The 25,187-nt window shown below is 54.5% G+C and carries 26 protein-coding genes, 1 tRNA gene and 1 pseudogene; 21 read left to right on the forward strand and 7 right to left on the reverse strand.

Annotated features, from left to right (window positions below; genetic code table 11):
• The first annotated feature begins 4 nt into the window (after positions 1-4).
• Genes MKleb_RS17335 through MKleb_RS17350 form a run of 4 tightly spaced genes read left to right on the forward strand, consistent with a single transcriptional unit; the run spans position 5 to position 4,367 of the window.
• The gene (locus tag MKleb_RS17335) at positions 5-1,180 is read left to right on the forward strand and encodes a M20 family metallopeptidase (RefSeq protein ID WP_025106179.1); all 1,176 of its coding nucleotides are present in this window, start codon (positions 5-7) and stop codon (positions 1,178-1,180) included.
• Entirely contained in the window at positions 1,177-2,277 is a 1,101-nt protein-coding gene (locus MKleb_RS17340; protein ID WP_025106178.1) for a mandelate racemase/muconate lactonizing enzyme family protein, read from the forward strand. Before MKleb_RS17335 ends, MKleb_RS17340 begins: the two co-directional genes overlap by 4 nt.
• Entirely contained in the window at positions 2,264-3,433 is a 1,170-nt protein-coding gene (locus tag MKleb_RS17345; RefSeq protein ID WP_014228693.1) for a M24 family metallopeptidase, read from the forward strand. Before MKleb_RS17340 ends, MKleb_RS17345 begins: the two co-directional genes overlap by 14 nt.
• A gap of 10 nt (positions 3,434-3,443) precedes the next feature.
• On the forward strand, positions 3,444-4,367 hold the full coding sequence (locus tag MKleb_RS17350; RefSeq protein WP_025106177.1) for a dihydrodipicolinate synthase family protein: 924 nt from the start codon (positions 3,444-3,446) through the stop codon (positions 4,365-4,367).
• On the opposite strand, the gene MKleb_RS17355 is transcribed toward MKleb_RS17350, so the two are convergent.
• Positions 4,351-5,448 (reverse strand): glutamine amidotransferase-related protein, encoded by a 1,098-nt coding sequence (locus tag MKleb_RS17355; RefSeq protein ID WP_217076027.1) that lies wholly within the window; start codon positions 5,446-5,448, stop codon positions 4,351-4,353. The genes MKleb_RS17350 and MKleb_RS17355 overlap by 17 nt on opposite strands.
• A 68-nt stretch (positions 5,449-5,516) precedes the next feature.
• On the opposite strand from MKleb_RS17355, the gene MKleb_RS17360 reads away from it, so the two are divergent.
• From MKleb_RS17360 to MKleb_RS17410, 11 genes are all read left to right on the forward strand, one after another.
• Positions 5,517-6,725, forward strand: a complete 1,209-nt coding sequence (locus MKleb_RS17360; protein ID WP_014837999.1) for a pyridoxal phosphate-dependent aminotransferase — start codon at positions 5,517-5,519, stop codon at positions 6,723-6,725.
• Positions 6,726-7,049: 324 nt separating this feature from the next.
• Complete coding sequence (locus MKleb_RS17365; RefSeq protein WP_014837997.1) at positions 7,050-7,781, forward strand: GntR family transcriptional regulator; 732 nt, start codon at positions 7,050-7,052, stop codon at positions 7,779-7,781.
• A complete protein-coding gene (locus tag MKleb_RS17370; protein ID WP_014228688.1) occupies positions 7,778-8,215 on the forward strand; it encodes a PTS sugar transporter subunit IIA in 438 nt (145 codons plus the stop codon). The genes MKleb_RS17365 and MKleb_RS17370 overlap by 4 nt, the downstream gene beginning before the upstream one ends.
• A 3-nt stretch (positions 8,216-8,218) precedes the next feature.
• Positions 8,219-9,001: a PTS mannose/fructose/sorbose/N-acetylgalactosamine transporter subunit IIC gene (locus tag MKleb_RS17375; RefSeq protein ID WP_014228687.1), complete on the forward strand. Its 783-nt coding sequence runs from the start codon at positions 8,219-8,221 to the stop codon at positions 8,999-9,001.
• Entirely contained in the window at positions 8,994-9,773 is a 780-nt protein-coding gene (locus MKleb_RS17380) for a PTS system mannose/fructose/sorbose family transporter subunit IID (RefSeq protein WP_025106175.1), read from the forward strand. Before MKleb_RS17375 ends, MKleb_RS17380 begins: the two co-directional genes overlap by 8 nt.
• Before the next feature lie 27 nt (positions 9,774-9,800).
• The gene (locus tag MKleb_RS17385) at positions 9,801-10,292 is read left to right on the forward strand and encodes a PTS sugar transporter subunit IIB (protein ID WP_025106174.1); all 492 of its coding nucleotides are present in this window, start codon (positions 9,801-9,803) and stop codon (positions 10,290-10,292) included.
• A gap of 3 nt (positions 10,293-10,295) precedes the next feature.
• Positions 10,296-11,000, forward strand: a complete 705-nt coding sequence (locus tag MKleb_RS17390; RefSeq protein WP_024359662.1) for a sugar isomerase domain-containing protein — start codon at positions 10,296-10,298, stop codon at positions 10,998-11,000.
• Positions 11,001-11,009: 9 nt separating this feature from the next.
• Positions 11,010-12,176: a glycoside hydrolase family 88 protein gene (locus MKleb_RS17395; protein WP_217076028.1), complete on the forward strand. Its 1,167-nt coding sequence runs from the start codon at positions 11,010-11,012 to the stop codon at positions 12,174-12,176.
• A complete protein-coding gene (locus tag MKleb_RS17400; RefSeq protein ID WP_049104718.1) occupies positions 12,173-12,931 on the forward strand; it encodes an SIS domain-containing protein in 759 nt (252 codons plus the stop codon). Before MKleb_RS17395 ends, MKleb_RS17400 begins: the two co-directional genes overlap by 4 nt.
• A 50-nt stretch (positions 12,932-12,981) precedes the next feature.
• Positions 12,982-14,394, forward strand: a complete 1,413-nt coding sequence (locus tag MKleb_RS17405; protein WP_025106171.1) for an OprD family outer membrane porin — start codon at positions 12,982-12,984, stop codon at positions 14,392-14,394.
• A 442-nt stretch (positions 14,395-14,836) separates the two neighbouring features.
• Complete coding sequence (locus MKleb_RS17410; RefSeq protein WP_025106170.1) at positions 14,837-16,129, forward strand: HAD family hydrolase; 1,293 nt, start codon at positions 14,837-14,839, stop codon at positions 16,127-16,129.
• A gap of 177 nt (positions 16,130-16,306) precedes the next feature.
• Here the strand turns inward: MKleb_RS17410 and MKleb_RS17415 are convergent.
• Positions 16,307-16,394: transfer RNA gene (locus tag MKleb_RS17415), tRNA-Ser, on the reverse strand.
• Positions 16,395-16,535: 141 nt separating this feature from the next.
• Positions 16,536-18,164 (reverse strand): ABC transporter substrate-binding protein, encoded by a 1,629-nt coding sequence (locus MKleb_RS17420; RefSeq protein WP_025106169.1) that lies wholly within the window; start codon positions 18,162-18,164, stop codon positions 16,536-16,538.
• A gap of 267 nt (positions 18,165-18,431) precedes the next feature.
• On the opposite strand from MKleb_RS17420, the gene yccA reads away from it, so the two are divergent.
• Both yccA and tusE read left to right on the forward strand, forming a co-directional pair.
• Positions 18,432-19,091 carry an FtsH protease modulator YccA gene (gene yccA / locus MKleb_RS17425; RefSeq protein WP_004100829.1) on the forward strand — a complete coding sequence of 220 codons (660 nt, stop codon included), beginning with the start codon at positions 18,432-18,434 and terminating at the stop codon, positions 19,089-19,091.
• Between the two features lie 88 nt (positions 19,092-19,179).
• Positions 19,180-19,509, forward strand: coding sequence for a sulfurtransferase TusE (tusE, locus tag MKleb_RS17430; RefSeq protein WP_004849563.1), 330 nt, complete (start codon positions 19,180-19,182; stop codon positions 19,507-19,509).
• Here the strand turns inward: tusE and yccX are convergent.
• From yccX to MKleb_RS17445, 3 genes are read right to left on the reverse strand one after another with little or no spacing between them, the layout of a single operon-like run.
• The gene (gene yccX / locus MKleb_RS17435; RefSeq protein WP_004849561.1) at positions 19,506-19,787 is read right to left on the reverse strand and encodes an acylphosphatase; all 282 of its coding nucleotides are present in this window, start codon (positions 19,785-19,787) and stop codon (positions 19,506-19,508) included. The genes tusE and yccX overlap by 4 nt on opposite strands.
• Positions 19,788-19,836: 49 nt before the next feature.
• Positions 19,837-20,625 carry a helix-turn-helix transcriptional regulator gene (locus tag MKleb_RS17440; protein ID WP_014837988.1) on the reverse strand — a complete coding sequence of 263 codons (789 nt, stop codon included), beginning with the start codon at positions 20,623-20,625 and terminating at the stop codon, positions 19,837-19,839.
• A 16-nt stretch (positions 20,626-20,641) separates the two neighbouring features.
• Entirely contained in the window at positions 20,642-21,196 is a 555-nt protein-coding gene (locus MKleb_RS17445) for a YbhB/YbcL family Raf kinase inhibitor-like protein (protein WP_014228676.1), read from the reverse strand.
• Positions 21,197-21,387: 191 nt separating this feature from the next.
• Here MKleb_RS17445 and rlmI point away from each other — a divergent pair, with 191 nt between their 5' ends.
• The 4 genes from rlmI to MKleb_RS17465 all read left to right on the forward strand — a co-directional run bounded on the left by rlmI (position 21,388) and on the right by MKleb_RS17465 (position 24,774).
• Complete coding sequence (gene rlmI, locus MKleb_RS17450; protein ID WP_009651924.1) at positions 21,388-22,590, forward strand: 23S rRNA (cytosine(1962)-C(5))-methyltransferase RlmI; 1,203 nt, start codon at positions 21,388-21,390, stop codon at positions 22,588-22,590.
• A 60-nt stretch (positions 22,591-22,650) separates the two neighbouring features.
• The gene (gene hspQ / locus MKleb_RS17455) at positions 22,651-22,968 is read left to right on the forward strand and encodes a heat shock protein HspQ (protein ID WP_009651933.1); all 318 of its coding nucleotides are present in this window, start codon (positions 22,651-22,653) and stop codon (positions 22,966-22,968) included.
• 458 nt (positions 22,969-23,426) lie between these two features.
• Positions 23,427-24,026, forward strand: a complete 600-nt coding sequence (locus tag MKleb_RS17460; RefSeq protein WP_228740744.1) for a helix-turn-helix domain-containing protein — start codon at positions 23,427-23,429, stop codon at positions 24,024-24,026.
• A gap of 50 nt (positions 24,027-24,076) precedes the next feature.
• Positions 24,077-24,774, forward strand: a protein-coding gene (locus tag MKleb_RS17465) for an IS1 family transposase (protein ID WP_223274117.1) whose coding sequence is annotated in 2 segments (ribosomal slippage) — positions 24,077-24,326 and positions 24,326-24,774 — 699 coding nt in all. Because the reading frame shifts where the segments join, the coding sequence is not laid out codon by codon here.
• A gap of 17 nt (positions 24,775-24,791) precedes the next feature.
• Here MKleb_RS17465 and MKleb_RS17470 read toward each other — a convergent pair.
• Positions 24,792-25,121, reverse strand: a pseudogene (locus MKleb_RS17470) (transporter); the annotation flags it as partial.
• Between the last annotated feature and the right edge of the window lie 66 nt (positions 25,122-25,187).

Raw genomic sequence — 25,187 nt, forward strand, 5'->3', positions numbered from 1 at the left:
TCCTATGTCCAGTTACCAGGTTGACAGCGCACGAATGAAAAAGGATTTAGCGACGCTGGTTGCCATCAATACGGAAAATCCGCCGGGCCATGAGCGTGAAGCCGCCGAATGTCTGGAAGGCTGGCTGCTGACCGCCGGGTTCGATCTCTCCTTTAGCGAATACGCGCCGGGGCGGACCAACGTTATCGCCGTCCTGCACAATGGACCGGGACCGTGCTTCGCCTTCAACACCCATATCGACACCGTTCCGGCGGGCAGCGGCTGGGCGAGCGATCCCTTCACCCTCAGCGAACGCGATGGCCGCCTGTACGGGCGCGGCGCCTGCGATGCCAAAGGCCCGCTGGTGGCGATGGTTGAAGCCCTGCGTCTACTGGCCGCCAACCGTCAGCGCTGGTCCGGCACCTTGATGGGCGTGTTCACCGCCGATGAAGAGGTCGCCAGCGAAGGGGCGAAATTTTACGTACGCGACACCCCGCCGGCGATTGATTTCGCGGTGATTGGCGAGCCGACATCGAATGCGACCTTCTCGGCTCACAAAGGCAGCTTGCGTCCTCGCGTGCGGGTAAAAGGCGTCACCGCGCACTCCGGCACGCCGGAGCTGGGGGTTAACGCCATTTACCAGTCCGCGCGCCTTTTAGGGCTGATCGAAGAGGCCCACCACCAGCAGGTGCGTTGCCGCTGCCACGATCTGGTCGGCAATGCCAGCCTGACGGTGACCCGCATCAACGGCGGCCATGCGGACAACGTGGTGCCAGACAGCTGCGAGCTGCTGCTCGATCGCCGCATGGTACCGGGGGAAGACGAAGAGGTTGTTAAAGCCGAACTGCAACAGCTGCTCGACCACGCGTACGCGCAGGCAAACGTGGAAGCGGAAATTATCGCCTGGCAGCCCACCACCGGCGGCGCGACGCAAACCGACAGCAGCGAAGCCATTGTCGAGCAAAGCCTTGCCGCCTGCCGCCGTCACGGACAGAGCGAACCCGGCCCGTTTGGTTTTCAGGGCGGCTGCGACCTGGTGCATTTCTGTTCGCTGGGCGCAAAGGGCGTGGTGATTGGCCCCGGCTCGCTGGCCGTGGCCCACAAGCCCGATGAATTCGTCCCCGTCGATGAATTTATCGCCGCGGCAGATATCTATCTCGATATTGCGCTCGCCATGCTGCCGCCGGCGTCCGATTTATGAAAGCGCAGCTCTTTCGGGGAGACCTGCATTACGCCGGCGTGACGCTGCATACCGCCGCCTCCGGCCCGGTGACGGCGCTCGACACCCTCTGGTTGCGCCTGGAAGACCGTGGCGTGACGGGGATTGGCGAAGTGCGTCTCAACATTCGCTACCTGCACGGCTACCGCGAAGAGCAGGTGCTGAACAACCTGCTTCAGCGCCTCAACGGTTGGGACTGGCGCCAGGAGCCCGCGGCGCAACTTGCCGCGCTGCACGAGGAGGACCGCACGCTGCTGCCGCCGTCGCGCATGGCGCTGGATATGGCGTTGCACGATTTAATGGCGCGTCAGAACGGGGTCAGCGTCGCCGCCTGGCTGGGGGCGCCAGCTGGCCTGCCCGCCTGGCACACCAATCAGACGCTGTTCTGGGGCAGCGAAGCAGAGATGCTGGCGCAGGCGCAGCGCTATGTCGATCGCGGTTTTACCCAGCTGAAGTTACGCACGGGGATAGCGGATTTCGCCACCGACCTGGCCCGCCTGCAAAAGCTGAGGCTGCGGTTTGGTCAGCAGATTTCGCTGGCGATTGACGTGAACGGCCAGTGGTCGCTGGCGCAGGCTCACGCGGCGTTCCCTTATCTGCGCGAGCTGAATCTCAGCTATATCGAACAGCCGTTAAGCCCGGCAAACGATAGCCAGCTTGCTGAACTGTACGGCTACGGCATCCCGATCATGCTCGACGAAAGCCTCAACAGCGAGTCGGCCATCACCCGGCTTATCGCCGCCAAAGGTGCGCTGTGGGGGCATCTCAAGCTGGTGAAACTGGGGGGGCTTGCTCCGACGCTTGCCGCCGCCGTCCGTCTGCGACTCGCCGACGTGCCGTTCATGATTGGCCAGATGAATGAAGGCCATGCCGCCACCGCCGCCGCGCTCCAGCTGTGCCGCGTGGTGCAACCGGCATTCGCCGAACTGTATGGCGCCGATGGATTAACCGACGATCCCGTCAGCGGGCTGGAATACCGCAATGGCATGGTCGCCGTTAACGACTCTCCCGGTCTGGGCGTGCAGTTCGATGCCGCGCGGGCCAACTTACTCCAGGAGTTTAATGATGCAAGATGTTAACAATGTGATTCAGGGCAGCGAGTCCGCCTTTCGCGCCGACGAATATGCGCAGCGCATTCAGCGTACCCGCGAACGCTTAAGCCGCGCGGGCGTGGACGTGATGATCGTGACCGGCCCGGAAAACATTTTCTGGCTTACCGGTCAGCAAACGCCGGGCTATTACACCTTTCAGGCGCTGCTGCTGCCGGTAGAAGGGGATCCGGTCTTTGTGATTCGCCAGCTCGAATACTTTAACTTTATCGCCAACACCTTTATTTCAGACGCCGCCATCTACCAGGATGGCGATAACCCGGTGGATTTCCTGGTAGGCATGCTGCAACAGCGCGGCTGGCTCAACAAACGCATTGGGCTGGACAAACGCGGCTGGTTCCTGCCGATTGCCGTCTATGAAGCCCTGCAGGCGAAGCTCGGCACCATCGCCGATACCGCGGGCGTCATCGAACCGCTGCGCGCGGTGAAATCGGCGGCGGAGGTGGAAAAAATCGCCCTCGCGGCGCGCTATGTGGATGCGGGCATGCGCGCCGGGATGGCGGCGATTGGCAGCGGCGCGGACGAAAACGCGCTGGTCTCCGCGATGATGGGGGCCGCTATTGCCGCCGGTTCCGAGTATGTCGGCATGGAACCGCTGGTTTCTACCGGCCCACGCAGCGGCGTGCCGCACGGCACGTGGCGACGTCGGGTGATGCAGGATAACGACCCGGTCTTTCTGGAGATGTCCGCCGCCCACGATCGCTACCACGCCGCGATGATGCGCTCCGCCTGGCTGGGCCGCCCGCCCGCTATCGCCATCGAAATGGAAAAAGTTTGTCAGGAAGCCCTGCAGGCCGCCCTCGACGCCATTCGTCCGGGCGCCACCTGCGAAGCGCCGCACCTGGCCTGCCAGAAGGTGATCGACCGCGCCGGATTCACCGAAAATTTCAAAAAACGCACCGGTTACTCCATCGGTATCGCCTTCGCGCCGGACTGGGGCGAAGGCGGCATTCTCAGTCTGTACAGCGGCGTCACCACCGAGCTGCAGCCTGGCATGACCTTCCACATCCCGCCGGCCCTGCGTATCTACGGTCAATTCACCGTCGGCGTCAGCGAAACCGTGGTGGTGACTGAAACCGGATATCGCCAGCTGGGTTCCCTGGCTCGCCCATTAACGCTGCTGTAAGGAAAGAAAGATGAAAGATATCAACGAGTGCCGTGAACGCCTGCGCGGCATTTTCAACATCACCGTCACCCCGTTCACCGCCAGCGGCGCGATCGACTTCCCGGCGCTGCGTGAAAATATCGAACGCGTGATTGATCTGGGCTATGACGGCCTGCTGATTGGCGGCACCTACGGTGAGTTTCCGGTAATGACCGTCGAAGAACGCCGAGAGCTGTTTCATGAGGTGATGGGCTGCGTGGACGATCGCGTGGCGGTGATGCTGTGCAGCGCCAGTTCCGACCCGCGCGACGCCCGCGAGCTGACCCTGCTGGCAAGCGAGCTGGGCGGGCTGCCGATGGTCACCGCCCCCTTTGTTAGCGAAATCACTGACGAACAGATCGTCAGCTACTTCAATGAGATGGCGCCGTTATCCAAAACCGGCATTCTGGTGTACAACGCGCCGGGCATCGGCATCACCCTCTCCCCGGCGCTGCTGGAACGGCTGGCAGAGATCCCGAACGTGGTCGGCATCAAACAGGGCGATCTCAACCCAACCGCCATCGATCAGATTGCCAACCGCCTGCGCGGGCGTCTGCGTTTGTTCTGCGCCTCCGATCTGGCTTTCCTCGGGCCGATGATGGCCGGGTTTGACGGCATCAGCACGACCAACAGCGGCGCGCTGCCGGAGCTGATCGTCAATACCTTCCGCGCAGTGGAACGGGGCGACGCCGCCACCGCCCGCGATTTGCATCAGCTGTGGTACGCGTATCGAGCGCTGGCGCGCAAACACGGTCAGCCGCAGCTGGTGAAAGCGGCGATGGCGCTGCGCGGCTTTAACGGCGGCACCGTACGCGCACCGTTAAAACCGATCGGCGACGCGGCGCTGGCAGAGCTGACCCGCGTAATGCAGGAGCTTGCCAGCGACCCTCGCAGCGGGGTTACGCTGGCGCGTTAAGCGCCGCCTGTAGGAACGCGACGAACAGCGGATGGGGCGCATCCGGGCGGGACATCAGTTCCGGATGCCCCTGAACCCCGTGCCAGAACGGCAGCTCAGGCTGGGAAACGGCTTCCACGATACCGTCGCTTTGCGCGCTCACGCTGACCCCGCCGGGAGACAGCGCCGGCAATAACTCGGGGTTAAAGCAGTAGCGATGGTTATAGTGCATTTCGCGGATATCGCCGGGGATAAGCCCGGAGGAAAAAGGGAATACGCCGCAGCGATGACGGCCATCGGCAAAGGGAACAAAGCTGTGCAGGGCTTCATCGGGGGCGACTTCCGCGGGAATGGCCGATTCGAAACCCGGGCTACGGCGCACGGCTGCGGTCATCATGCTCTGCATTCCCAGGCACAGCCCCAGCGTTGGCTGCCCGCGGGCCAGGGTCTCTTCCGCCACGCGGATTTGTCCGTTGACCGCCACCATCGAGGAACCGCCTGGCAGCACCACGCCCTGGAAGGCCTGAAGCTCGTGTAATCCCGTGGACAGGCTGACCGGCGCAAAGAAATGGACCTCCAGGTTCAGCCCCAGCGACGCCGCGGCATCGCCCAGCGAGCCGAGCGTGGCGGGATAGACCAGACGGTGGTCCGCCTCGCGGCCAATCAGCGCGATGCGCAAGGACCCGCCAGCAGACGACGACTCGCCGCTATCCCAGCGGCCGTAGCGGTCGGCGGTGAGATCTAACAGCGTGTGTTGCCCATCGCTGAGCGTCAGGCGGTGGCGGCTGTCGTCGCTGTAAAGCCGCTGGCCCGGCAGGTCGGCGATAAGCGGCGCCTGCGAGGACGCCAGCACAATGACGGCGTCTGATGACGGCAGGCGGGCGATATCGCGCACCTCTTCACGCAGCGTATCGCTGCGCCAGAGGCCGCTGGTCACGCAGTACCCTGCACGAATGACGTGCTGGTGGCTATCGGGTACATCCCCGGCGAAGTCGGGGCGAAGGCTCCAGAGGGGCAACCCAAGACGATTGGCCCACAGGCTGGCGGTGATACCGTAGCGGGCGGGCGCGGAGCTGTTATCGAGAATAAAGATCGGTGACACGGCGAGTTTCCTGCTGATGTTGGGTACCTAATTGTATTAATTGAATCATTAGATACAAAAGAGGATTTATGAATAACAGTCAAATCGCCCGTCGTATGCAATCCGTACGGCCTTCTCCGACCGCGGCCATTTCTGACCAGGTACGGGTACTGGAAGCCGCAGGCAAGCAGGTTATCAACCTGGGCGAAGGGGAACTGGATTTTGCTACCCCACCCCATATTAGCTATGCGGGCATTGAAGCTATCGTGCATCACCAGACTAAGTATACCGCCGTTTCCGGCACCGCAGCGCTCAAGGCGGCCATTGCCGCCAAGTTCGCTCGCGACAATCAGCTGCGCTACCGTCCGGAAGAGATCATCGCCGGGAGCGGCGCCAAACAGCTTATTTTCAACGCCTTTCTGGCAACCCTGGACGCCGGGCAGCAGGTGATTATTCCCGCGCCCTACTGGGTCTCTTACCCGGATATGGTCTCTCTGGCCGACGGCGAACCGGTGATTGTGCCCTGCGATGAACAACACGGCTGGAAGCTGACGCCGGAACAACTGGCCGCCGCCCTCACCCCGTCAACGCGCTGGTTGATCCTCAATTCGCCGGGCAACCCGACCGGGGCGATTTACAGCGAACGGGAGCTGCGCGCGCTGGCAGACGTGCTGGCGGACTACCCGCAGGTGCTGGTGATGGCCGACGACATTTACGAGCCGCTGCGTTACGACAATACCCCGTTCACCACGTTTGCTCAGGCCGCGCCGCAGCTGGTTTCGCGTACGCTGACGGTGAACGGCGTGTCCAAAAGCCACGCCATGACCGGCTGGCGTCTGGGCTATGCGGGCGGGCCGCAGTGGCTCATTGCCGCCATGCAGATCCTGCAATCACAAAGCACCTCCAACCCCAGCGCGATTTCGCAGGCTGCGGCGGTCGCTGCCCTTAACCATTCGGCGGACTTCTTAGACGGCTGGCTGCACACGCTGGATAAACGCCGTCAGCAGGTGCTGGGGATGATTGCCGCCACCGAGGGCCTGAGCGCTGGCATCCCCCAGGGCGCATTCTATGTGTTTGCCAACTGCCAGCGGCTCATTGGGCGAGTGACGCCCACCGGCGAAACCCTCCGCGACGACAGCGGACTGGCGAACTGGCTGTTAGAACACACTCAGGTGGCCGTGTTACACGGGTCCGCGTTCGGCATGCCGGGGTATTTACGTATTGCCTACGCGGTGGAAGATGGGCTGCTGACGCAGGCCTGTCAGCGGATTGCCGAAGCCTGCGCGCAGCTGCGTTAGGGCACGCAAGCACCACAATGGCGCCCTGTAAAAAGAAAACCCCGCGCGATGTACTGGCCGGGGTTGTTGAATGCGGGCGCTCCGTTTTCTCAGCTCGCCAGCGCAATAGCGCGGCAATCAGTTTGCGTTCACGCCCGGCCGCTGCGGCAAAAATTCCTCGCCCCTGCCCCCTCCGTCGGGGCGAAATTGCGAAATGCATCACAGTCCAGGAAATAACTTAACAGGTTAACCGGTTAAGTTGAGTTGAGAGGTTGATCGGACAATCGGGTACGGGTATCGTAAGCCTACGAAATAAAATAAATGTAAACAGAAACTGGCGAAACAATGAAAGCAACGGCACAGTCAACGAAATACCAGGTGATAAAGGCAGCACTGTTAGATGAAATAAGAAACGGTACTTTTAAACCCGGGGAAAAATTCTACAGTGAGTCGGAATTAAAAGAGCGTTACTCCGTCAGTTCCGCCACGGTTATTCGCGCTATTCACGAAATGGTGAATGAAGGCTACCTGATTCGCTATCAGGGTAAAGGCACTTTTGTTTCGAAAGCCAAACGAAATGAGAACATTATTTTCTCAGAATCAGATAACGATTTAAAAGGCATGCAGTCGGTTAAAGTTATCGCCTGTGAACTGGAAAACGATCCGTGTATTAAAGAAAAACTCGGGTTAAATGATGATGAAAGATATTATCGTATTGCGCGCTTAAAGTTTGATAATAACAAACCTTATGCATTACAGATTTCGCATATTCCGGCCCGCTACTTCGCCAGTCAATTGACGATTAAGAATTCGGCACTCAGCTCTATTTATGAGGCTTTTAAGGTTAACAATGGTCTTGATATGTACACCATGCCCTATCGGCAGACCATCTGCGCCCTGACCGATGCTGCGCCAGAAGTCCTGCAGCACCTTGAGCTCACGGCTCACCAGCCCGTTATCATGATGAAACGCTACACCCACGACGAGCAAGGTCAGGTGATTGAATATATTGAGACCTGGAAACGGTTAGAATCATTTTATATTGAAATAAGAACGCCAGATAAGGGGGCAGGATGAACCAATTATTATTAATCTCACATGGGGGTTTCGCCAGCGGTGCCAGACAGGCCACAGAATTAATACTCGGAGCGCAGCCAAACCTTCATGTAGTTGAACTGGATGGTGAGAAAGGGATAGCAGTATTTAAACAGGAACTTCTCGATAAAATCACCATCCTTAGCGCAGCAAAATCCAAAATTATTATCCTCTCTGATTTAAAAAGTGGTTCGCCGTATAACTCCGCAATGGAGATTATTGTCACTAACAACCTATGGAATAATATCACCCTGCTCTCTGGGATGAATTTAAACTTAATTCTGGAAATGGCCATGGCAATTGATGAAAGTCACTCGCCAGCCTCGCTGAATGAAATAATAACTACGGCGCGTGATGGTATTTACCATTTACAGCAGGCAGCGCTTGCCGCCCACACAGACGACGGAGACGAGTAAAAAATGGAGCACATTGCGGTCTGGCAGATAGCGTTACTGACGCTTTATTCAGGGCTGGCGATATACGACGGCAACAACACGACGCTTGGGTTAGTGAAACCGAGCATGGCGGGCTTCTTTGCCGGTCTCATTATGGGCGATATGACCACCGGGCTTATCGTCGGCGGCACCCTGAACCTGCTGGTACTGGGCGTGGGCAACTTCGGCGGCGCGTCGATCCCGGACTACATGACCGGTGCGGTGCTGGGTACCACTTTCGCGATCATCAGCGGCCAGGGCGCGGCGTTTGGCGCCACCATTGCGGTGCCGATTGGTCTCTTAATGGTACAGCTGGATATCCTCGCCCGCTTCAGCAACACCTTTATCCATCATAAGGCCGACAGGCTGATTGAAGAGGGTCAGGTGAAGGCGGCGGCCAGGATGAACCTGCTGGGCCAGGTGCCTATTTCGCTCTCGCGTATGCTGCCGGTGCTGTTGGCGCTGATCCTCGGGGCAACCTTTGTTAATGACGTCGTGACCTGGATCCCCGCGTCCATCATGAACGGTCTTAAAGTCGCCGGTGGCCTACTGCCTGCGCTGGGTATCTCCATCCTGCTGCGCTATTTACCGATTAAGAAGAACATCTCGTTTCTGATTCTGGGCTTTTTCCTGGCGGCCTATCTGAAAGTGCCGGTGCTGGGCGCCGCGCTGCTGGGTCTGGCAATTGCGCTTTACGTCTTCAACTCAGAAAAACAGGTAACGCAAACTACCGAATCCCCGGCAAATGGAGCAATGGGCGATGAATAAAGTACTAAAACGCGTGTTCTGGCGCTGGTTCCTGTTCGGTCAGTCTGGCTGGAACTACGAAAAAATGCAGGGTCTGGGCTATCTGTACAGCATCTATCCGTTCCTTGAGAAAAAGTACGCAAAACCCGAAGAGCAGAAGGACGCGGCAAAGGTACACAGCCAGTTCTTTAACACCAACAACACCATGGCGCCGGGGATCCTCGGGGTGAACATCGCCCTGGAAGAGCAAGCCGGGCTTGCGGGCAAAGATGCGGTTGCCGGGATCAAAACCGGTCTGATGGGGCCGCTGGCGGGCATCGGAGATACGCTGTTCTTTGTTATTCCGACCACCATTATCGGTTCTGTCGCTTCGTACCTCGCGCTGCAGGGCAACCCGGTGGGGCTTGTTCTCTGGCTACTGTTCGCCCTGGTTCGCATGCTGTTTATGCGCTTTAGCATCAGCAAAGGGTATCAGGAAGGGGTCAACCTGCTGGGGTCTTTGACCAATAGCCTCAACAAAATTACCCGCGCAGCCAATATTCTCGGGCTGACGGTTATCGGGGCGCTTATCCCCTCGGTGGTGAAGGCGAATCTTAATTTCGAATTCAGCTACGGCGAAGTGTCGCTCAAGCTGCAGAGCATTGCCGACCAGATTATGCCCGGGCTTATTCCGCTGCTGGTTGTGGGGTTCACCTGGTGGCTGCTGGGGCTCAAAAAGATGAACTCGACTCGGGTCATTTTTGTCCTGATTGCTTTAGGTATTATCGGCTACAACCTGAATATTCTCGGTTAAGTAACACATTGATTTAAGGAATTTATCATGAAAGGTATTGTGCATATTCGTGTCGATGACCGGCTGATCCACGGCCAGGTGGCCACCCGCTGGGTAAGCCACTTCAACGCCAACCGTATTATGGTGATTGACGACGCCGTAGCTGCAAACGAGGTAGAGAAAATGCTGCTGCGCAGTGCAGCCCCGGAAGGCTGCAACACCTCTATTCTCTCTTTTGAGAAAGCCAGCGCCAATATCCTCGCCGGCAACTACGACGGTCAGCGCGTACTGATCCTGCTGAAGACCCCGGAGCTGGCGCTGAAGCTAATGAACGCCGGGATTGCCCTCCCACAGCTCAATATCGGCAATATGTCCAACAAAGACGATCGCCGCCAGATCAAACGCTCGGTCAGCGTCAACGATGCTGAGATCGCGGCCATCAACGCGCTGCTGGAAAAAGGCGTGGCGGTGACGGCGCAGATGACGCCGGAAGAGCCGAACGCCTGTATCACCACGTTTTTAAAAGCCGATAAGGGATAAGGGATGTCACCACATCAGCAGCAGTATTATCAGCATGTTTTAGCGACGCTGAATCAGGTGTTTCTTACTCAGAGCGCTGAAGTTGAGCAGGCGGCGGCGCTGTTTGCCGAGTGCGTCAAAGCCAACGGCATTATTCACGGCTTTGGATCCGGCCACTCGTTTGCCGCGGCGGTTGAGCTGGCCGGTCGTGCGGGCGGCCTGGTCAATACCAAAGCCATTGACCAGTTCTATGGGCCAACCGGCTGGTTTGATTCGCTGAAAGGGATTGGCGACATCTTCTCCGGGCTGCTCGATCTGCGCGAGTCAGACTGCTTTGTGATTATCTCCAACTCCGGCACTAAACCGCTGCACGTTGAGCTGGCACGCAAGGTCAAAGAGAGGGGGCTGAAGCTGGTGGTTATCACCCGCTACGCCGGCGAGTCGACGCCAACGAGCGAGAGCATTCGCGACTATGCCGATGTCATTCTCGATAACGGCTGCCCGTCCGGTGACTGCACGCTAAGTATGGATAACGGCAACATCATGACCGGTCCGGTGTCCTCGCTGTCTGCGGCCTTCATCATCAATAACGTGGTGATCCGCTGCATCGAGATGCTGCTGGAACAAGGTATCGCGCCGCCGGTGATGCGCAGCATCAATCTGCCCGGCGGTAAAGAATACAACGACATGCTGATGAGTCAGTACAAAGAGCGCGTATTCACGCTGTAGGGAAAAATCATGAAAGAGAGTCTGTCGAATCGCCTCACACCGCTGCCCTTTCCTGCCCTCACGCCCGACGCCTGTCGGGATGAGCTGACGGCGTGCGCGCGACGCATCGCGCGTAACATGGGTCTGTACGGCGAGAAATTCCCCTCAGCCTGCACGATCCATTCTCGCTACGTTCTGAAAGAGAATAACGACTGGACCAACGGATTCTGGACCGGGATGCAGGCAATGGCCTGGGAGTTCAGCGGCGATCGCGCCTACCTGGACGGCGTTGAACGCAATGTGGCGAGTTTTAAAGCCCGCCTGGCGGCGCACCACGTCCTCGATCACCACGATATCGGCTTCCTTTATAGCCTGTCGGCAGTCGCGTACTGGAAACTGACGGAGCGCGAAGCGCTAACCCCGCTTATTCTGGCGGCGGCCGATCTGCTGGTAAACCGTTTTCACCACAGCGCCGGTTTTATCCAGGCCTGGGGGACGCTTAACGACCCGCAGGAGTACCGGCTTATTATCGATTCATTGATTAACCTTCCCCTGCTCCACGTGGCGGCAAAGATCAGCGGTGAATCACGTTATCGGGAAGTGGCTGAACGCCACTATGCGGCGGTCATCAACAACATTTTTCGCGAAGACGGCTCCACTTTCCATACCTTCTATTTTGACCAGACAAGCGGTGCGCCTTCGCACGGGAAAACCTTTCAGGGCTACAGCGATAACTCCTGCTGGGCCCGCGGCCAGGCGTGGGCCATTCTCGGCATCCCGCTTCACTGGTCGGCTACCGGCGAAACCGACCACTACGAACGCTGGCAGCAGGCCTGCGAGTATTTCTTCCGCTACCTGCCGGAGGACGGCGTTCCCGCCTGGGATCTGCTGCTGGCTGCAGATCCGGACGCCCCGAAAGACAGCTCCGCGCTGGCGATTGCGGTCTGCGGCCTGCTGGAAGCGCATAAGCACTTTCCGGATGCCGGTTACCAGAAACTGGCGCGTCAATGTCTGCTGGCATTAACGCGCGGCGCGTCTGCCCGCGATGATGATGTCTGCGAAGGCTTACTTAAACATGGTGTTTACGCCTATGCCCTCGGTAAAGGCATCGATGAATGTAATCTCTGGGGAGATTACTTCTATATGGAAGCGTTATACCGAGTCTACCAACCACAATGGTCAGGATACTGGTTATGACAATGATTCAGAGCTATTTAGATATCGTCCAGAAAAAACTTAACGACATTACTCAACAGCAAAGCCATAAAATCACTTCCACCGCCGTGGAACTGGCAAAAATCATTAACCAGGGAGGTGTAATTTATATTTTCGGCTGCGGCCACTCACATATTTTCGCTGAAGATGTATTTTATCGTGCCGGAGGAATCGCCCCGGTTCGGCCAATATTTATCGAACCTTTAATGTTACATCAGGGGGCGGCGGCCTCATCATATTATGAAAAACAGAATGACTATATTGCTGAGCACCTGGAGAGATTCTCGATCACCAGTAAAGATGCGCTGATTGTTATCTCAACTTCCGGGATTAACCCCGCTCCGGTCGATGCAGCACTCTGGGCAAAACAGCACGGGGCATTTACCCTGGCGCTGACCAGCTTTCTGTATGCCGAGACCCAGCCGTCGAAGCACAAGGCTGGCCTTAAGCTGCGGGACTGCGTGGATGTCGCCATTGATAACCAGGTACCAATCGGTGATGCGGTGCTTTCCCTTACGGAGCATGCAACGCCGTTCGCGCCGGTTTCCTCAATGACCGGGCTGTTTATTATGCACACCCTGTTCGCGGAAATCATAGCGAACCTGGGGAGTGAAAATAAATCTCTGCCGGTATTTTTGAGCGGTAACATTGCGAATTCCGTACAACATAATGAATATCTCCTCGAAAAATACGGTGCGCAAATCCCGGAGCTCATAAATAACACGAGTTTTAAATAAGCAGTACATCCCCTCGCCCTATAATACATGGTTTTATAAGGTATATAATAATGACAAGTCATAGACTCAGAGTTTCTCTGTGTACACCGCTGTTTCTTTTTATTGCCGCAGATGCCTTTGCGGAAGAAGAGACGGATTATGAAGCGCCTTCTCAGTTTGAGAAAGCGTTTTATGATGAAGGCAAATTAAATCTCAATACCTCACTATATATTCGTCATCGTGCTGTAAAAGACCCCGCGACCGGTAAATACGGACTGGGTCCAGCCGGGATCCAGAACCAGACCGGTAACGTGGCAATTAGCTATATTTCAGGCTATTACCAGGACGTTATTGGCTTTGATTTCTGGGGCAACGCCAACATTAAGCTCGGGCATACCGTCGGTCAGTCGGAGATCCTTTACTACGACTACGATTGCGGCGAGCCGGGCAAGTTCAGCCCGTGCGAGAAGTCCTACATGAGCGTGTCGGTTGCCGCACTCAAGCTCAACCTTGGCGATGCAGGCACCAACTTCAAGCTGGCCGCGGGCTATACCCCCATTAACTCCGGTACCGTAAAAAGCAGCTGGGGCCTCAACCCTCACGCTTTTCGCGGGTTTGACAGTGCCCTGACCCTCGACAAACTGAGGCTGACCTACGCCTGGGCCGACCGCTTCAAGAACGACTGGAGCCGTGATTTTAAACCGATGACTACGGCCTGGCACCAGAACAACGCCGCCGGACTCGATGACAACGGCAAAACCATTAAAGCCGGTGCAATCATCGATTACATTCACACGGTGGGCGCAGTCTATAACTTTGGCAATACCGTGCTTGACGTGGGCTATGGCGAAGGTAAAGGCTACCGTCGCAACTGGCAGGCACAGGTAGAGCGTCACGATACGTTGACAAAGGATGTCTCCCTGCAGAGTAAGCTCTTCTACCAGGGTGCGCGCTACATTGAAGATCTGTCGAAAATTAAAGATCCTGCAACGGAATATTATGTGGGGGTTGGTTTTAACCTGAGCCACGACAACACCGTGTGGTCCCTTGGCTATAGTCAGAACTACGCCCCGAACACCGGAGATTACAACTTCCGCTTAACCCCGTGGGCGAACTCCGATAAGCGTGATTATCAGCCGACGCTGTCGCAGCTGGAAGACTTTAACGTTTCCGGCGCCCGCGCGGTTCGTTTTGGCGTGAGTTATAACTTTGCCGATCTTAATCTACCGGAGTTAACCCTGGGCGGTGCCGGAACCTACGGCTGGCACGTGGTTAGCGATGTCAGTAAAACTGGTTCGGCGAGAAAGTACGACGGGAGCATGGTGTCGTTCGATCTTTCCGCTCGCTATCAGGTGGCGGACGGCATGGCGAAAGGCCTCTCCTTTACCCTGCTCCCGGCGCTCTTCCGGGCGACAGACAGCAACTATAAAACCGATCGTAACGACGTGAAGTTTATTGTCGGCTACAGCATCAATATCTTCTGAGCCCGCCCCCCTCAACTGCGCATGAGGGGGGACTTTGCGAAGGGAACCGCACCTGTCAGCTTCAAACGGCCAGAGCGGGTTACTCAACCGAATGGCATACTGAATAGCGGCACATAAGAAAAAACCCCGAGCGATTAAATAGCTCGGGGTTTGTATGACAGGCTTGCACGATGTTGAAGAAAGCAAAAGAACCATCAGGACTAGCCGTAGATAGATAAGTGACATTAAAATAACACTCGGAGATAGTTCGAACTGTTTTGGGCCTGCTACCTTGTCATACTAAACATTTCTCTGTAGATAATTCTGGCTTACTTCCTCACCATTTTCATATATTCATAAAATATGATAACCATCACATTCATGATCAGGGTGCCAATTTTTGATATAGCTGGCTTTTACTTTTTGCTACAGATGGTAATGCACCCTAAAAAAGGAATTAATCATGAAAATGACAATAATATATGCACTACTATCCGTATTTTTTGGAGTATATGGAACAACGGCCAGTGCCAGTAACACAAATCAAGTGTCACAAAATTTAGAAACTGCGATTCCCCAACAAAAGCAAATAGTTATCGGTAATTGGGACGAATTCAACTCAAGAAAAATTGACAGACTCATTCAAGAAGCAAAGCAGAAGCCAGCGCATTCTTTATATGCTGTTTTTGATTTTGACAACACAACAGCTTTTCTGGATATCGAAGAGGCAACGCTTATCTATCAACTAGAAAACCTTAAATTTTCGATGAAACCTGAGATATTGAAAGAGATAATTTACAAAGATATACCGCCTTCAAACTTTAACTCGGATTATAATAATAAAAATCATCAACCGGTTAATATAAACCTCATTGGTCAAGACATTATTGTTAGCTACACATGGCTATACAATAATTACAGCCGATTTGCGGGTAATAAAACGCTTGATGAAATTAAAAAAAATTCCAATTATATGAATTTTATAGTGAAAATGAGATATGTATATGATGCAATCGGTGGGTCATTCGACCATGAGGTATCTTATCCATGGGTGACGTATCTTTTTTCTGGCATGTCCAAAAAAGAAGTAGCTGATTTAGTGCACGATACTATTGAGTGGCAAAATAACCAGCCTATCGGAAAGGTGACATGGGTAAGCCCAGCAGATATGGCAGGCCGAGCTGGTATCGTATCAGTAACATGGAAAAATGGATTCAGGCTGATCCCAGAAATGCAGACATTATATAAAAACCTACAGCAGGCAGGTGTTGATGTTTATGTCATTTCCGCTTCTGCTTTAGATGTGATAAAAAGCATCGTTACTACAGAAAAATATGGTTTTTCTGTTCCTGAGTCTCATGTCTATGCAATGCATCCCTTATATGATAAAGAAGGTAGATTGACTCACAGCCTCGATCCATACTATCCCCAGACGCAAGGTAAAGGTAAAACCGAAACCATAAAGAAATTTATACAACAACATTACAAAAATACAGGACCAATATTAGTTGCTGGCGATAGCGAAGGAGATCAAAACATGATGTCCGACTTTAATGACACAAAGTTAGTTCTTATTATTAACCGGCTACGCTCATCTGACACCATTATCGGTGAGCTATCAGCTAAAGCCGTTCGTGACTATAATAAAGATGATGCAAAAATATTATTACAAGGAAGAGATGAAAATAAAGGGGAGTTTTTACCATCACAAAGTAGCATATTGATGGGCACTAATAACAAAGTATCTTTACCATAGGTATCGACTTACAGTAATGCCTCTTACCTGAAAAGGGGGCATTGCTACTGAAAGGATATTTATTGAGCAAAGGACGGACTTTAGATGTAAAAAAGCCCGTCTAAACGGGCTTTTTGTACTACTTTATGCACTATAAAATCAAAACCATTCTTCAAGTTATTGATTTTATTTAGAATTTGGCGGAAGCGTAGAGATTCGAACTCTAGAACCCTTTCGGGTCGCCGGTTTTCAAGACCGGTGCCTTCAACCGCTCGGCCACGCTTCCAATGAGGCGCACTATAAACACCTCTGTTCAGGCTGTAAAGCACCAATTTATTCAACTGCCTTAAAATTAAACAAAAACGCGTTATTCGTCTGAAATTCAGGCAGTTTGCGCAGATTTTCAGCGCAAGCCGCCCTCTTCGCGTTAATGTTTTTTGATGTACATATCTTTGGTGTAGTAATACCCCAGCTTATCCGACATAAATCCCCCTACCCATGGCTTGACCAGATGGGTGCGCACGTAGTGATAGACCGGAATGGCCGGGACATCCTGACCTAACAGATCCTCCGCCTGCTGGTAGAACTTGCCCCGTGCCGTCGTGTCAGAGGCTTTTGCCGCATTGCGCAGCGCCTCATCGTAGGCCGGGTTGCTGTACTGGCTGGTATTTTCACTGTCGCCGGTGCGGAAGTTATTGAGAAACGTCGCGGCGTCGTCATAGTCGGCTATCCACGCGTAGCGCACGGCGTCAAAATTATGCGTATGCATGGCGTCGAGCATGGTCTTCCACTCCTGGTTTTGCAGCTTCGCCTCAACGCCAAGGTTCTTTTTCCACATTGAGCTGGCGGCGATGGCAATTCGCTGGTGAGATTCGGACGTGTTATAGAGCAGATTAAAGACCAGCGGATGGGTCTCATTATACCCGGCTTCGCTCAATAGCTTTTTCGCCTCGGCGATACGCTTCTCGCGCGGCCAGCTGGCGTACTCGGGATTGTGCAGCTTCACCCCGCCGATGTCAGGCTGGCTGATAAGCCAGGCCGGACGCTGCCCCTGCCCCAGCACCTTCTCCGCGATAATATCTTTATCGAGGGCCATATTCAGCGTCCGCCGTACGCGCGGGTCGTTAAACGGCGGCCGGGTGGTGTTGAATTCGTAATAATAGGTGGCCAGCTGCGGCGAAACATTCAGCTGATCGCCCATGGTTTTTTTGAGCTGGGCAAACTGATTAATCGGTACCGTAAACACAATATCGATCTCTCCCGCCTTATAGCGGTTGACGTCGGCGGTTTCAGAGCTTATCGGCAGGTACGTCACCTTATTGATGACCGTATGCGCGTTATCCCAGTAGCGCGGATTGCGCTCGGCCACAATGCGCTCATTCACCACCCACTGCGACAGCTTATAGGGCCCGCTGGTTACGATATGCTCCGGTTTGGTCCATTTGTCGCCGTAGCGCGATATCAGCACTTTATCGAGCGGAACCAAAGACGGGTGCGCCAGCATCGCCAAAAACGCCGCATTCGGCTGAGTTAAGGTGACCTCAAGGGTGGCATCATCTATCGCTTTGACGCCCAGCGTCTCGGGCGCTTTTTGCCCCTGCGCGATCTCCGCCCCGTTGACGATATGCATATTGCCGGGATAGCTCGCGTAAGGCGACGCCGTTAGCGGCGACACCAGACGCTGCCAGCTCCAGACAATATCCTGCGCCGTGATCGCCGTACCGTCGGACCAGGTCACACCGGGACGCAGGTGGAACGTCCAGACGGTGTTGTCCTTATTCTCCCACTTCTCCGCCAGCCGGGGCTCAATCTCTCCTGCTGGCGATACGCTGACCAGCCCTTCAAAAAGATCGCTGATAATGTTGTTTTCAACGTCGCTTTCCACTTTATGCGGATCCAGCGACGACGGTTCGCTGCCGTTATTTCTGACCAGTTCTTGCTTTTCGGCCAACGCCGTTCCCGGCGGTACCTGAGCGGCCAGCGCCGGGATGACCATGGAGAACAGACCGACGGCCACCAGTACGCGTGTGATGTGATTATATTTTTGTGTTTTCATATCCCTTGCCTTTGTTACGCTTCGTGAGTACCCTCTCCAGAGTTAGTCGCAGAATGGCTATAACGCAATATTTTTCAGTGAGTTATCAGATTTCGATCTGACTCCGGAAGGCGAACAAATAAAAATGCCACTTATTCTTTTTTTCCTGGAATAATGTGCTGCATTCAGCCCGCTGACTTTGAGTAAAGATGGGTAAAAGCATTAGGGCTTAGGCCCTGTTTTTTTTATGCTTCGTTATTAATTACATCTGTCATAAGAGAGTGACTCATGGATCGTATAATTACATCGTCGCGAGACCGTTCATCGCTACTTAGCACGCACAAAGTTCTGCGGAACACCTATTTCCTGCTTAGCCTGACGCTGGCATTTTCCGCTATTACGGCGACGGCCAGCACGGTGCTGATGCTGCCTTCTCCGGGTCTGATTCTGACGCTGGTCGGTATGTACGGCCTGATGTTCCTGACCTATAAAACCGCGAATAAGCCAACGGGTATCATTTCCGCGTTCGCCTTTACCGGTTTTCTGGGCTACATCCTGGGGCCAATGCTTAACGCCTACCTGTCTGCGGGTATGGGCGATCTGATTGGCCTGGCGCTGGGCGGTACCGCGCTGGTGTTCTTCTGCTGCTCGGCCTACGTGCTGACCACCCGTAAAGATATGTCCTTCCTCGGCGGAATGCTGATGGCGGGCGTGGTGGTCGTGCTTATCGGTATGGTTGCCAACATTTTCCTGCAGCTGCCGGCTCTGCATCTGGCGATTAGCGCGGTGTTTATCCTGATCTCTTCAGGCGCCATTCTGTTTGAGACCAGCAACATCATCCGCGGCGGTGAAACCAACTACATCCGCGCGACCGTTAGCCTGTACGTCTCGCTGTACAACATCTTCGTCAGCCTGCTGAGCATCCTTGGCTTCGCCAGCAGAGACTAATCCTCTCCCCGTCTGTACTCAGGCCCCGCTTATGCGGGGCCTTATTTTTTGCTACACTGCCGCCATTTTCAGCGGTATGTGAAGAATCATGTTTATCTTTGAAGGCAATGAAATAGAGACCGATAGCGAAGGCTATCTGAAGGACACAACCCTGTGGAACGAAGCGATGGCGGCCGTTATCGCTGAGCAGGAGGGCATCAGCCTGTCCGTTGAGCATTGGGAAGTGGTGCGCTTTGTGCGCGACTTTTATCTGGAATTTAACACCTCACCGGCGATTCGTATGCTGGTGAAGGCCATGGCGAACAAGTTTGGCGAAGAGAAAGGCAACAGCCGCTACCTCTACCGCCTGTTCCCGAAAGGCCCGGCTAAGCAGGCGACAAAAATCGCCGGACTGCCTAAACCGGTTAAATGCATCTAATACAAAATGGCGAATTTCTGCCACTCTCTGGTGGGCTGATGGGGCTCGGTCAGAACCCTGTCCACCCGCGCGCTGCGCGGCCCACCGGCCTTCAGCCAGGCAATAAGTTTCTCCACCTGGTCCGGTTCTCCGCAGGCCAGAACCTCCACGCCGCCGTCGTCGAGATTGCGCGCGTATCCCGTTAATCCAAGCTGCAGCGCCTCGCGCTGGGTCGAATAGCGAAACCCGACGCCCTGAACGGAGCCGTATACCCACGCCATCGTGCAAACCGTTGCCATGCTCCCCCCTTTTCGGCCAATGACTCAATACAGAGGATAGCAAATTCCGTCAACGTACATGCTTAGGTAATAATCCATAGTGCTGACGAAAACGGGCGCTAAAGCGCGAGCCTGACAGGTAGCCGCTGCTTTGCGCAATGTCGCCAATGGGTCGCGACGTCGACTGTAATTGCCCCAGCGCGTAGGCCATACGGACCTCTTCCACGATCTGGCGGAAGCTCCGGGACTCCTGCTGCAAACGACGGCGCAGCGTCGATTCGCCAAGAAAGAGCATTTTAGCCACTTTCGCCACGCTCCACGCTTCGGCAGGCGACAGCATAATAATTTGCCTGACCTGACCGGTTATGTCCTCGCGCCGCTCGTTGAGCAGCGGCCCGGCGTAGCCAGCCTGATACAGCGCCAGCAGCAATCCCATCGCCTGATGGTGCTGCAGCTCGGCGCTGAGCCCCTCCCGTACCGCCCGCAGGACGCTTTGCCACATAAACGACATTTCCGGCGCCAGCGGCGCGCAAAGCGACGTCAGACGACCGGTCTGCGGCTCGCTCATATAGCGATGCTTAAAATCCGCCAGCAGTTCCGGCGTGAGAGAGAGCAGGTCGGAGCAAAACAGCCCGTTTTCCGGCTGATTAATCACCTCGAGCTCAACCTCGGCGGGCAAAATAATCAGCTGCTGCGGCGTTGCCAGCATCTCGCTGGCGCCCTGCACAATGACCTTACTGCCGCGGTTTACCCGGCAGATCGCGGGCGAGAACAGCGTGACGCGGTGCAGTTTGCATAAACGACGGGTAGTGATTTCCGCCGCCGTTAACGCGTTATGGTGAAAATGGATGTTCCGCATCATGCCGCCCTTTTTATTATCTTCCGGCCAGCGCCGTTAACTGCGCGCTGGCGATAGCGTGGCTGTGTAACATAAATCCGACTAACGCCCCGCTGGCCTCGCCATCAATGGGCAACGTCGGGGTATCAAGCGCCCATACCGTAAAGCGGTAGCGATGCGGTTTATCTCCGGCGGGCGGACACGCGCCGCCAAAACCCGCATAGCCAAAGTCATTGCGCCCCTGTATCGCCCCGGCGGGCAGTTTAGCGTTATTTTTGTCTCCGGCGCCAGCGGCTAAGCCAGTCACCTGTTGGGCAATATTCACCACCGTCCAGTGCCACCAGCCGCTCCCGGTCGGCGCATCCGGATCGTAAGCGGTCACCGCGAAACTGCGGGTACCCGCCGGAGCATTTTTCCAGGCGATCTGCGGTGAGATATTGCCGCCGGTGCAGCCAAAACCGCCAAACCAGTGCGTCTGCGCCAGCGTCTGGCCGTCGCGCATATCCGCGCTGCTGACGCTAAACGGCGCGGCAATCACCGTCCCGCTCATAATAACCATCATCGCGGCTGCGACCTTCAATCCTGTTTTCATCGTATTTTCCTCCGTAAGGTGAGGAAATACTGTAAGATCCCGGCATGTTTTTTATTGTGCCAAAGCGCCTGCGTTTTGTGCCGAAACGCTCACTTGTCGATACCGGTGGAATGGTGCTTGCCTCAGCCACATGTGCTAATCTACGCGCCATTTTTTCGGTGCCGACATTCCCGTTGCTTAAAGGTAGCCCCATGACAGACTCCATTTTCCCCCGCTTAGTGTTAACCAAAGGACGCGAGAAATCCCTGCTGCGTCGCCATCCTTGGATCTTCTCCGGCGCCGTCGCCCGGATGGAAGGTAAAGCCCGTTCAGGTGAGACCATCGATATCGTTGATTCGCAGGGAAAATGGCTGGCCCGCGGCGCCTATTCGCCGTCTTCACAGATCCGCGCCCGCGTCTGGAGCTTCGATCGCAATGAAGCCATTGATAACGCCTTTTTCGAACGTCGCCTGCAGCAGGCGCAAACCTGGCGCGAGTGGCTGGCGGCCCGCGACGGGCTCGATAGCTATCGCCTGATAGCCGGTGAGTCCGACGGCCTGCCGGGCGTGACCATCGATCGTTTTGGCGACTTTTTTGTACTGCAGCTGCTGAGCGCCGGTGCCGAATACCAGCGGGCGTCGATTGTCAGCGCGCTGCAAACGCTGTTTCCGAACTGCGCTATCTACGATCGTAGCGACGTCGCGGTGCGTAAAAAAGAGGGGCTGGAGCTGGCGCAGGGGCCGGTTGTCGGCGAACTGCCGCCTGCCCTGCTGCCGATTACCGAGCACGGTATGCAGCTGCTGGTAGATATTCAGGGCGGCCACAAAACCGGCTATTACCTTGACCAGCGCGACAGCCGCCTGGCGACCCGTCGCTACGTCGCCGATAAGCGCGTGCTGAACTGCTTCTCCTATACCGGCGGTTTTGCCATCTCCGCGCTGATGGGCGGCTGCCGTCAGGTTGTCAGCGTTGACACCTCGCAGGAGGCGCTGGACGTCGCAAAGCAGAACGTTGAGCTGAACAAGCTGGATCTGTCTAAAGCGGAGTTCATCCGCGACGACGTCTTCAAGCTGCTGCGGAAATATCGCGACGCCGGCGAAAAGTTTGACGTGATTGTGATGGATCCACCGAAGTTTGTTGAAAACAAAAGCCAGCTGATGGGCGCCTGCCGCGGCTATAAGGACATCAACATGCTGGCGATTCAGCTCCTGAATCCCGGCGGCGTCCTGCTGACCTTCTCCTGCTCCGGCCTGATGACCACCGATTTATTTCAGAAAATCATTGCCGATGCCGCCCTGGATGCCGGACGTGATGTACAATTTATAGAACAGTTCCGCCAGGCTGCCGACCACCCGGTGATAGCAACCTACCCCGAAGGACTGTATCTGAAAGGGTTTGCTTGCCGCATCATGTAACTTGAAAAGTGGAGAATCGGCCCGCATATAGCAGGTAATCATGTCTCCCAGGAGGTGCTTATGATAGCCAGCAAATTCGGTATCGGCCAACAAGTTCGCCACACGCTTTTGGGCTACCTGGGCGTGATCGTCGATGTCGATCCCGAGTACTCGCTCACGGAGCCGGAAGAGGATGAAATCGCCGCTAACGACGAACTGCGCCTTGCGCCCTGGTATCATGTGGTGATGGAAGACGATGATGGCCAGCCGATTCACACTTATCTCGCAGAAGCGCAGCTGAGCAGCGAGCCCAGCGACGAACATCCTGAACAGCCGTCGCTGGACGAACTGGCCAGAACCATTCGCCAGCAGCTGCAGGCGCCGCGATTGCGCAACTAGTCATTTGTGGGTTTTACGCCTGGATACCGCCAGGTTTAAAACCCCGTTGGCTATTTTCATCTCCTCCTTGCCGCCGCGCATGCGGCAAACAGGATAAAAAATAAACGCCGCGCTTTTTTAGTTAATAAACACATATACCTACCTGACTCACTCCGCTTATCACCGCGTTAAAAAATCAAAAACGAAGCGAGAAATTCCTCACGCGCAATAACATGACTTTTTGCGCAAAAAGACCAGCCGCAAAAAAAGATCTACCTGGCTTAAAAAAACAATAAAAAAAATCAATTTATATTGACTAATATGAATTACAGGTTTTAGATTACAAATCGTAATTTATAGCAGGAAAATAATCCTGGCAATGTTCGATAAGTTGCTAACAGAAAGCATATTATTGATTATTAGACGCGTACAATATCCATTCAATAATATTTTCAACTCATTGTTTTAAAAGGGTAACAATGAAGAGGAATAATCACTCGCTGCTCCGCGATGAAATTTTAAGCAAAGTCGTGAAACCCACCGATCATATTGAAAAATTGATTGAGATAATCGCTAAAGAGCATACGCCCCGCACCATTAGCAAAAAACGCAACATCAGCCTGACGCGGAATGGTGAAAGACAGTGCCTCATTTTATTCGACGGGAGCGTGGCGTTAAACCGCATAAGCGATGGGATGATCCTTAATGCTGAAAGCGCACCGTTTATTTTTGGCGCCAGCTGCCAGTTGGCATATACCCGCCATCTGTATGTTAAAACGAAAGAAACATCGCGCTTACTTTTGATTCCACAACGTTTTTTTCATGAGCAGGTCGTCAAATATCATCTCTGGCAATCGCTGGCGATGCTGCAGGATTATAGTTCGGCCAAAGTCTATGCCCATTGCATGACGATATCACAACTCTCCGCATACGAAATTATACGTACCCATCTGCTCGAACTTATTGATGAACCAAATGCAATTAAGAATAACATCACTGCTGTGAATTATATTATGGACCACTCTTTTTTGTCCCGCAGCGGCATCATGCGGGTATTATCGAAGCTGAAGAGTGGGTAATGGTGCCAACTTACTGATTTAGTGTATGATGGTGTTTTTGAGGTGCTCCAGTGGCTTCTGTTTCTATCAGCTGTCCCTCCTGTTCAGCTACTGAAGGCGTGGTGCGTAACGGTAAAAGCACTGCCGGACATCAGCGCTATCTCTGCTCTCACTGCCGTAAAACATGGCAGCTACAGTTCACTTACACCGCCTCTCAGCCCGGTACACACCAGAAAATTATTGATATGGCCATGAATGGCGTCGGATGTCGCGCCAGTGCACGCATTATGGGCGTTGGCCTCAACACGATTTTACGACACTTAAAAAACTCAGGCCGCAGTCGGTAAACTCACGCATACAACCGGGCAGTGACGTCATTGTTTGCGCGGAAATGGACGAACAGTGGGGTTACGTCGGCGCTAAATCACGCCAGCGCTGGTTGTTTTACGCGTATGACAGGATACGGAGGACGGTTGTGGCGCACGTATTCGGTGAACGCACGTTGGCCACGCTGGAGCGTCTTCTTGGCCTGCTGTCGGCCTTTGAGGTCGTGGTATGGATGACGGATGGCTGGCCGCTTTATGAATCACGCCTGAAGGGAGAACTGCACGTTATCAGCAAGCGATATACGCAGCGCATTGAGCGGCATAACCTGAATCTGAGGCAGCATCTGGCAAGGCTGGGCAGGAAGTCACTGTCGTTCTCAAAATCGGTGGAGCTGCATGACAAAGTCATCGGGCATTATCTGAACATAAAACACTATCAGTAAGTTGGAGTCATTACCCTAATTTGCGGGTAATATTTGGCTTTCGCCACGTCAACTTTCTGCGCCATTTCCTGGAGTTTGCTGACCTCCTGGGTAATCGCCGGATGCCAGTTGACCGCATTTTTTACCGCTTTTTTAATATCCAGCGGGCCGGATATTCGGGTCTGGCTATTAATAATCTCTTCATTGTACCCCGCGACCTGTTGGCTATCGGTTAAACGCTGGCTGCTAATATCATTCGGCATTAAGTATGAATTTTCCGCATGACCTGAAAACGGCGGATTCAAAGCAATAAAGAGAGCGGTATAGCCGCAGGTTATGACATTCCTTTTTTGTTTAAATAGACGCATCAAATTTACCCTTCAGAATTCACGCACTGAAAAAACGGATATAATAATTTCCGCATCATTATTTTT

The organism is Klebsiella sp. PL-2018 (genome assembly GCF_019048985.1).
In the GTDB taxonomy this organism is placed as follows: domain Bacteria; phylum Pseudomonadota; class Gammaproteobacteria; order Enterobacterales; family Enterobacteriaceae; genus Klebsiella; species Klebsiella michiganensis.

Bases quoted from the DNA above. Each gene is read 5' to 3' on its own strand.
- MKleb_RS17390 (WP_024359662.1), top strand. From the start codon at position 10,296: ATGTCACCACATCAGCAGCAGTATTATCAGCATGTTTTAGCGACGCTG.
- tusE (WP_004849563.1), top strand. From the start codon at position 19,180: ATGTTTATCTTTGAAGGCAATGAAATAGAGACCGATAGCGAAGGCTAT.
- MKleb_RS17400 (WP_049104718.1), top strand. From the start codon at position 12,173: ATGACAATGATTCAGAGCTATTTAGATATCGTCCAGAAAAAACTTAAC.
- MKleb_RS17340 (WP_025106178.1), top strand. From the start codon at position 1,177: ATGAAAGCGCAGCTCTTTCGGGGAGACCTGCATTACGCCGGCGTGACG.
- MKleb_RS17385 (WP_025106174.1), top strand. From the start codon at position 9,801: ATGAAAGGTATTGTGCATATTCGTGTCGATGACCGGCTGATCCACGGC.
- MKleb_RS17445 (WP_014228676.1), bottom strand. From the start codon at position 21,196: ATGAAAACAGGATTGAAGGTCGCAGCCGCGATGATGGTTATTATGAGC.
- MKleb_RS17345 (WP_014228693.1), top strand. From the start codon at position 2,264: ATGCAAGATGTTAACAATGTGATTCAGGGCAGCGAGTCCGCCTTTCGC.
- hspQ (WP_009651933.1), top strand. From the start codon at position 22,651: ATGATAGCCAGCAAATTCGGTATCGGCCAACAAGTTCGCCACACGCTT.
- MKleb_RS17375 (WP_014228687.1), top strand. From the start codon at position 8,219: ATGGAGCACATTGCGGTCTGGCAGATAGCGTTACTGACGCTTTATTCA.
- MKleb_RS17440 (WP_014837988.1), bottom strand. From the start codon at position 20,625: ATGCGGAACATCCATTTTCACCATAACGCGTTAACGGCGGCGGAAATC.
- yccX (WP_004849561.1), bottom strand. From the start codon at position 19,787: ATGGCAACGGTTTGCACGATGGCGTGGGTATACGGCTCCGTTCAGGGC.
- MKleb_RS17365 (WP_014837997.1), top strand. From the start codon at position 7,050: ATGAAAGCAACGGCACAGTCAACGAAATACCAGGTGATAAAGGCAGCA.
- MKleb_RS17460 (WP_228740744.1), top strand. From the start codon at position 23,427: ATGAAGAGGAATAATCACTCGCTGCTCCGCGATGAAATTTTAAGCAAA.
- yccA (WP_004100829.1), top strand. From the start codon at position 18,432: ATGGATCGTATAATTACATCGTCGCGAGACCGTTCATCGCTACTTAGC.
- MKleb_RS17380 (WP_025106175.1), top strand. From the start codon at position 8,994: ATGAATAAAGTACTAAAACGCGTGTTCTGGCGCTGGTTCCTGTTCGGT.
- MKleb_RS17405 (WP_025106171.1), top strand. From the start codon at position 12,982: ATGACAAGTCATAGACTCAGAGTTTCTCTGTGTACACCGCTGTTTCTT.
- MKleb_RS17395 (WP_217076028.1), top strand. From the start codon at position 11,010: ATGAAAGAGAGTCTGTCGAATCGCCTCACACCGCTGCCCTTTCCTGCC.
- MKleb_RS17420 (WP_025106169.1), bottom strand. From the start codon at position 18,164: ATGAAAACACAAAAATATAATCACATCACACGCGTACTGGTGGCCGTC.
- MKleb_RS17410 (WP_025106170.1), top strand. From the start codon at position 14,837: ATGAAAATGACAATAATATATGCACTACTATCCGTATTTTTTGGAGTA.
- MKleb_RS17350 (WP_025106177.1), top strand. From the start codon at position 3,444: ATGAAAGATATCAACGAGTGCCGTGAACGCCTGCGCGGCATTTTCAAC.
- MKleb_RS17335 (WP_025106179.1), top strand. From the start codon at position 5: ATGTCCAGTTACCAGGTTGACAGCGCACGAATGAAAAAGGATTTAGCG.
- MKleb_RS17360 (WP_014837999.1), top strand. From the start codon at position 5,517: ATGAATAACAGTCAAATCGCCCGTCGTATGCAATCCGTACGGCCTTCT.
- rlmI (WP_009651924.1), top strand. From the start codon at position 21,388: ATGACAGACTCCATTTTCCCCCGCTTAGTGTTAACCAAAGGACGCGAG.
- MKleb_RS17370 (WP_014228688.1), top strand. From the start codon at position 7,778: ATGAACCAATTATTATTAATCTCACATGGGGGTTTCGCCAGCGGTGCC.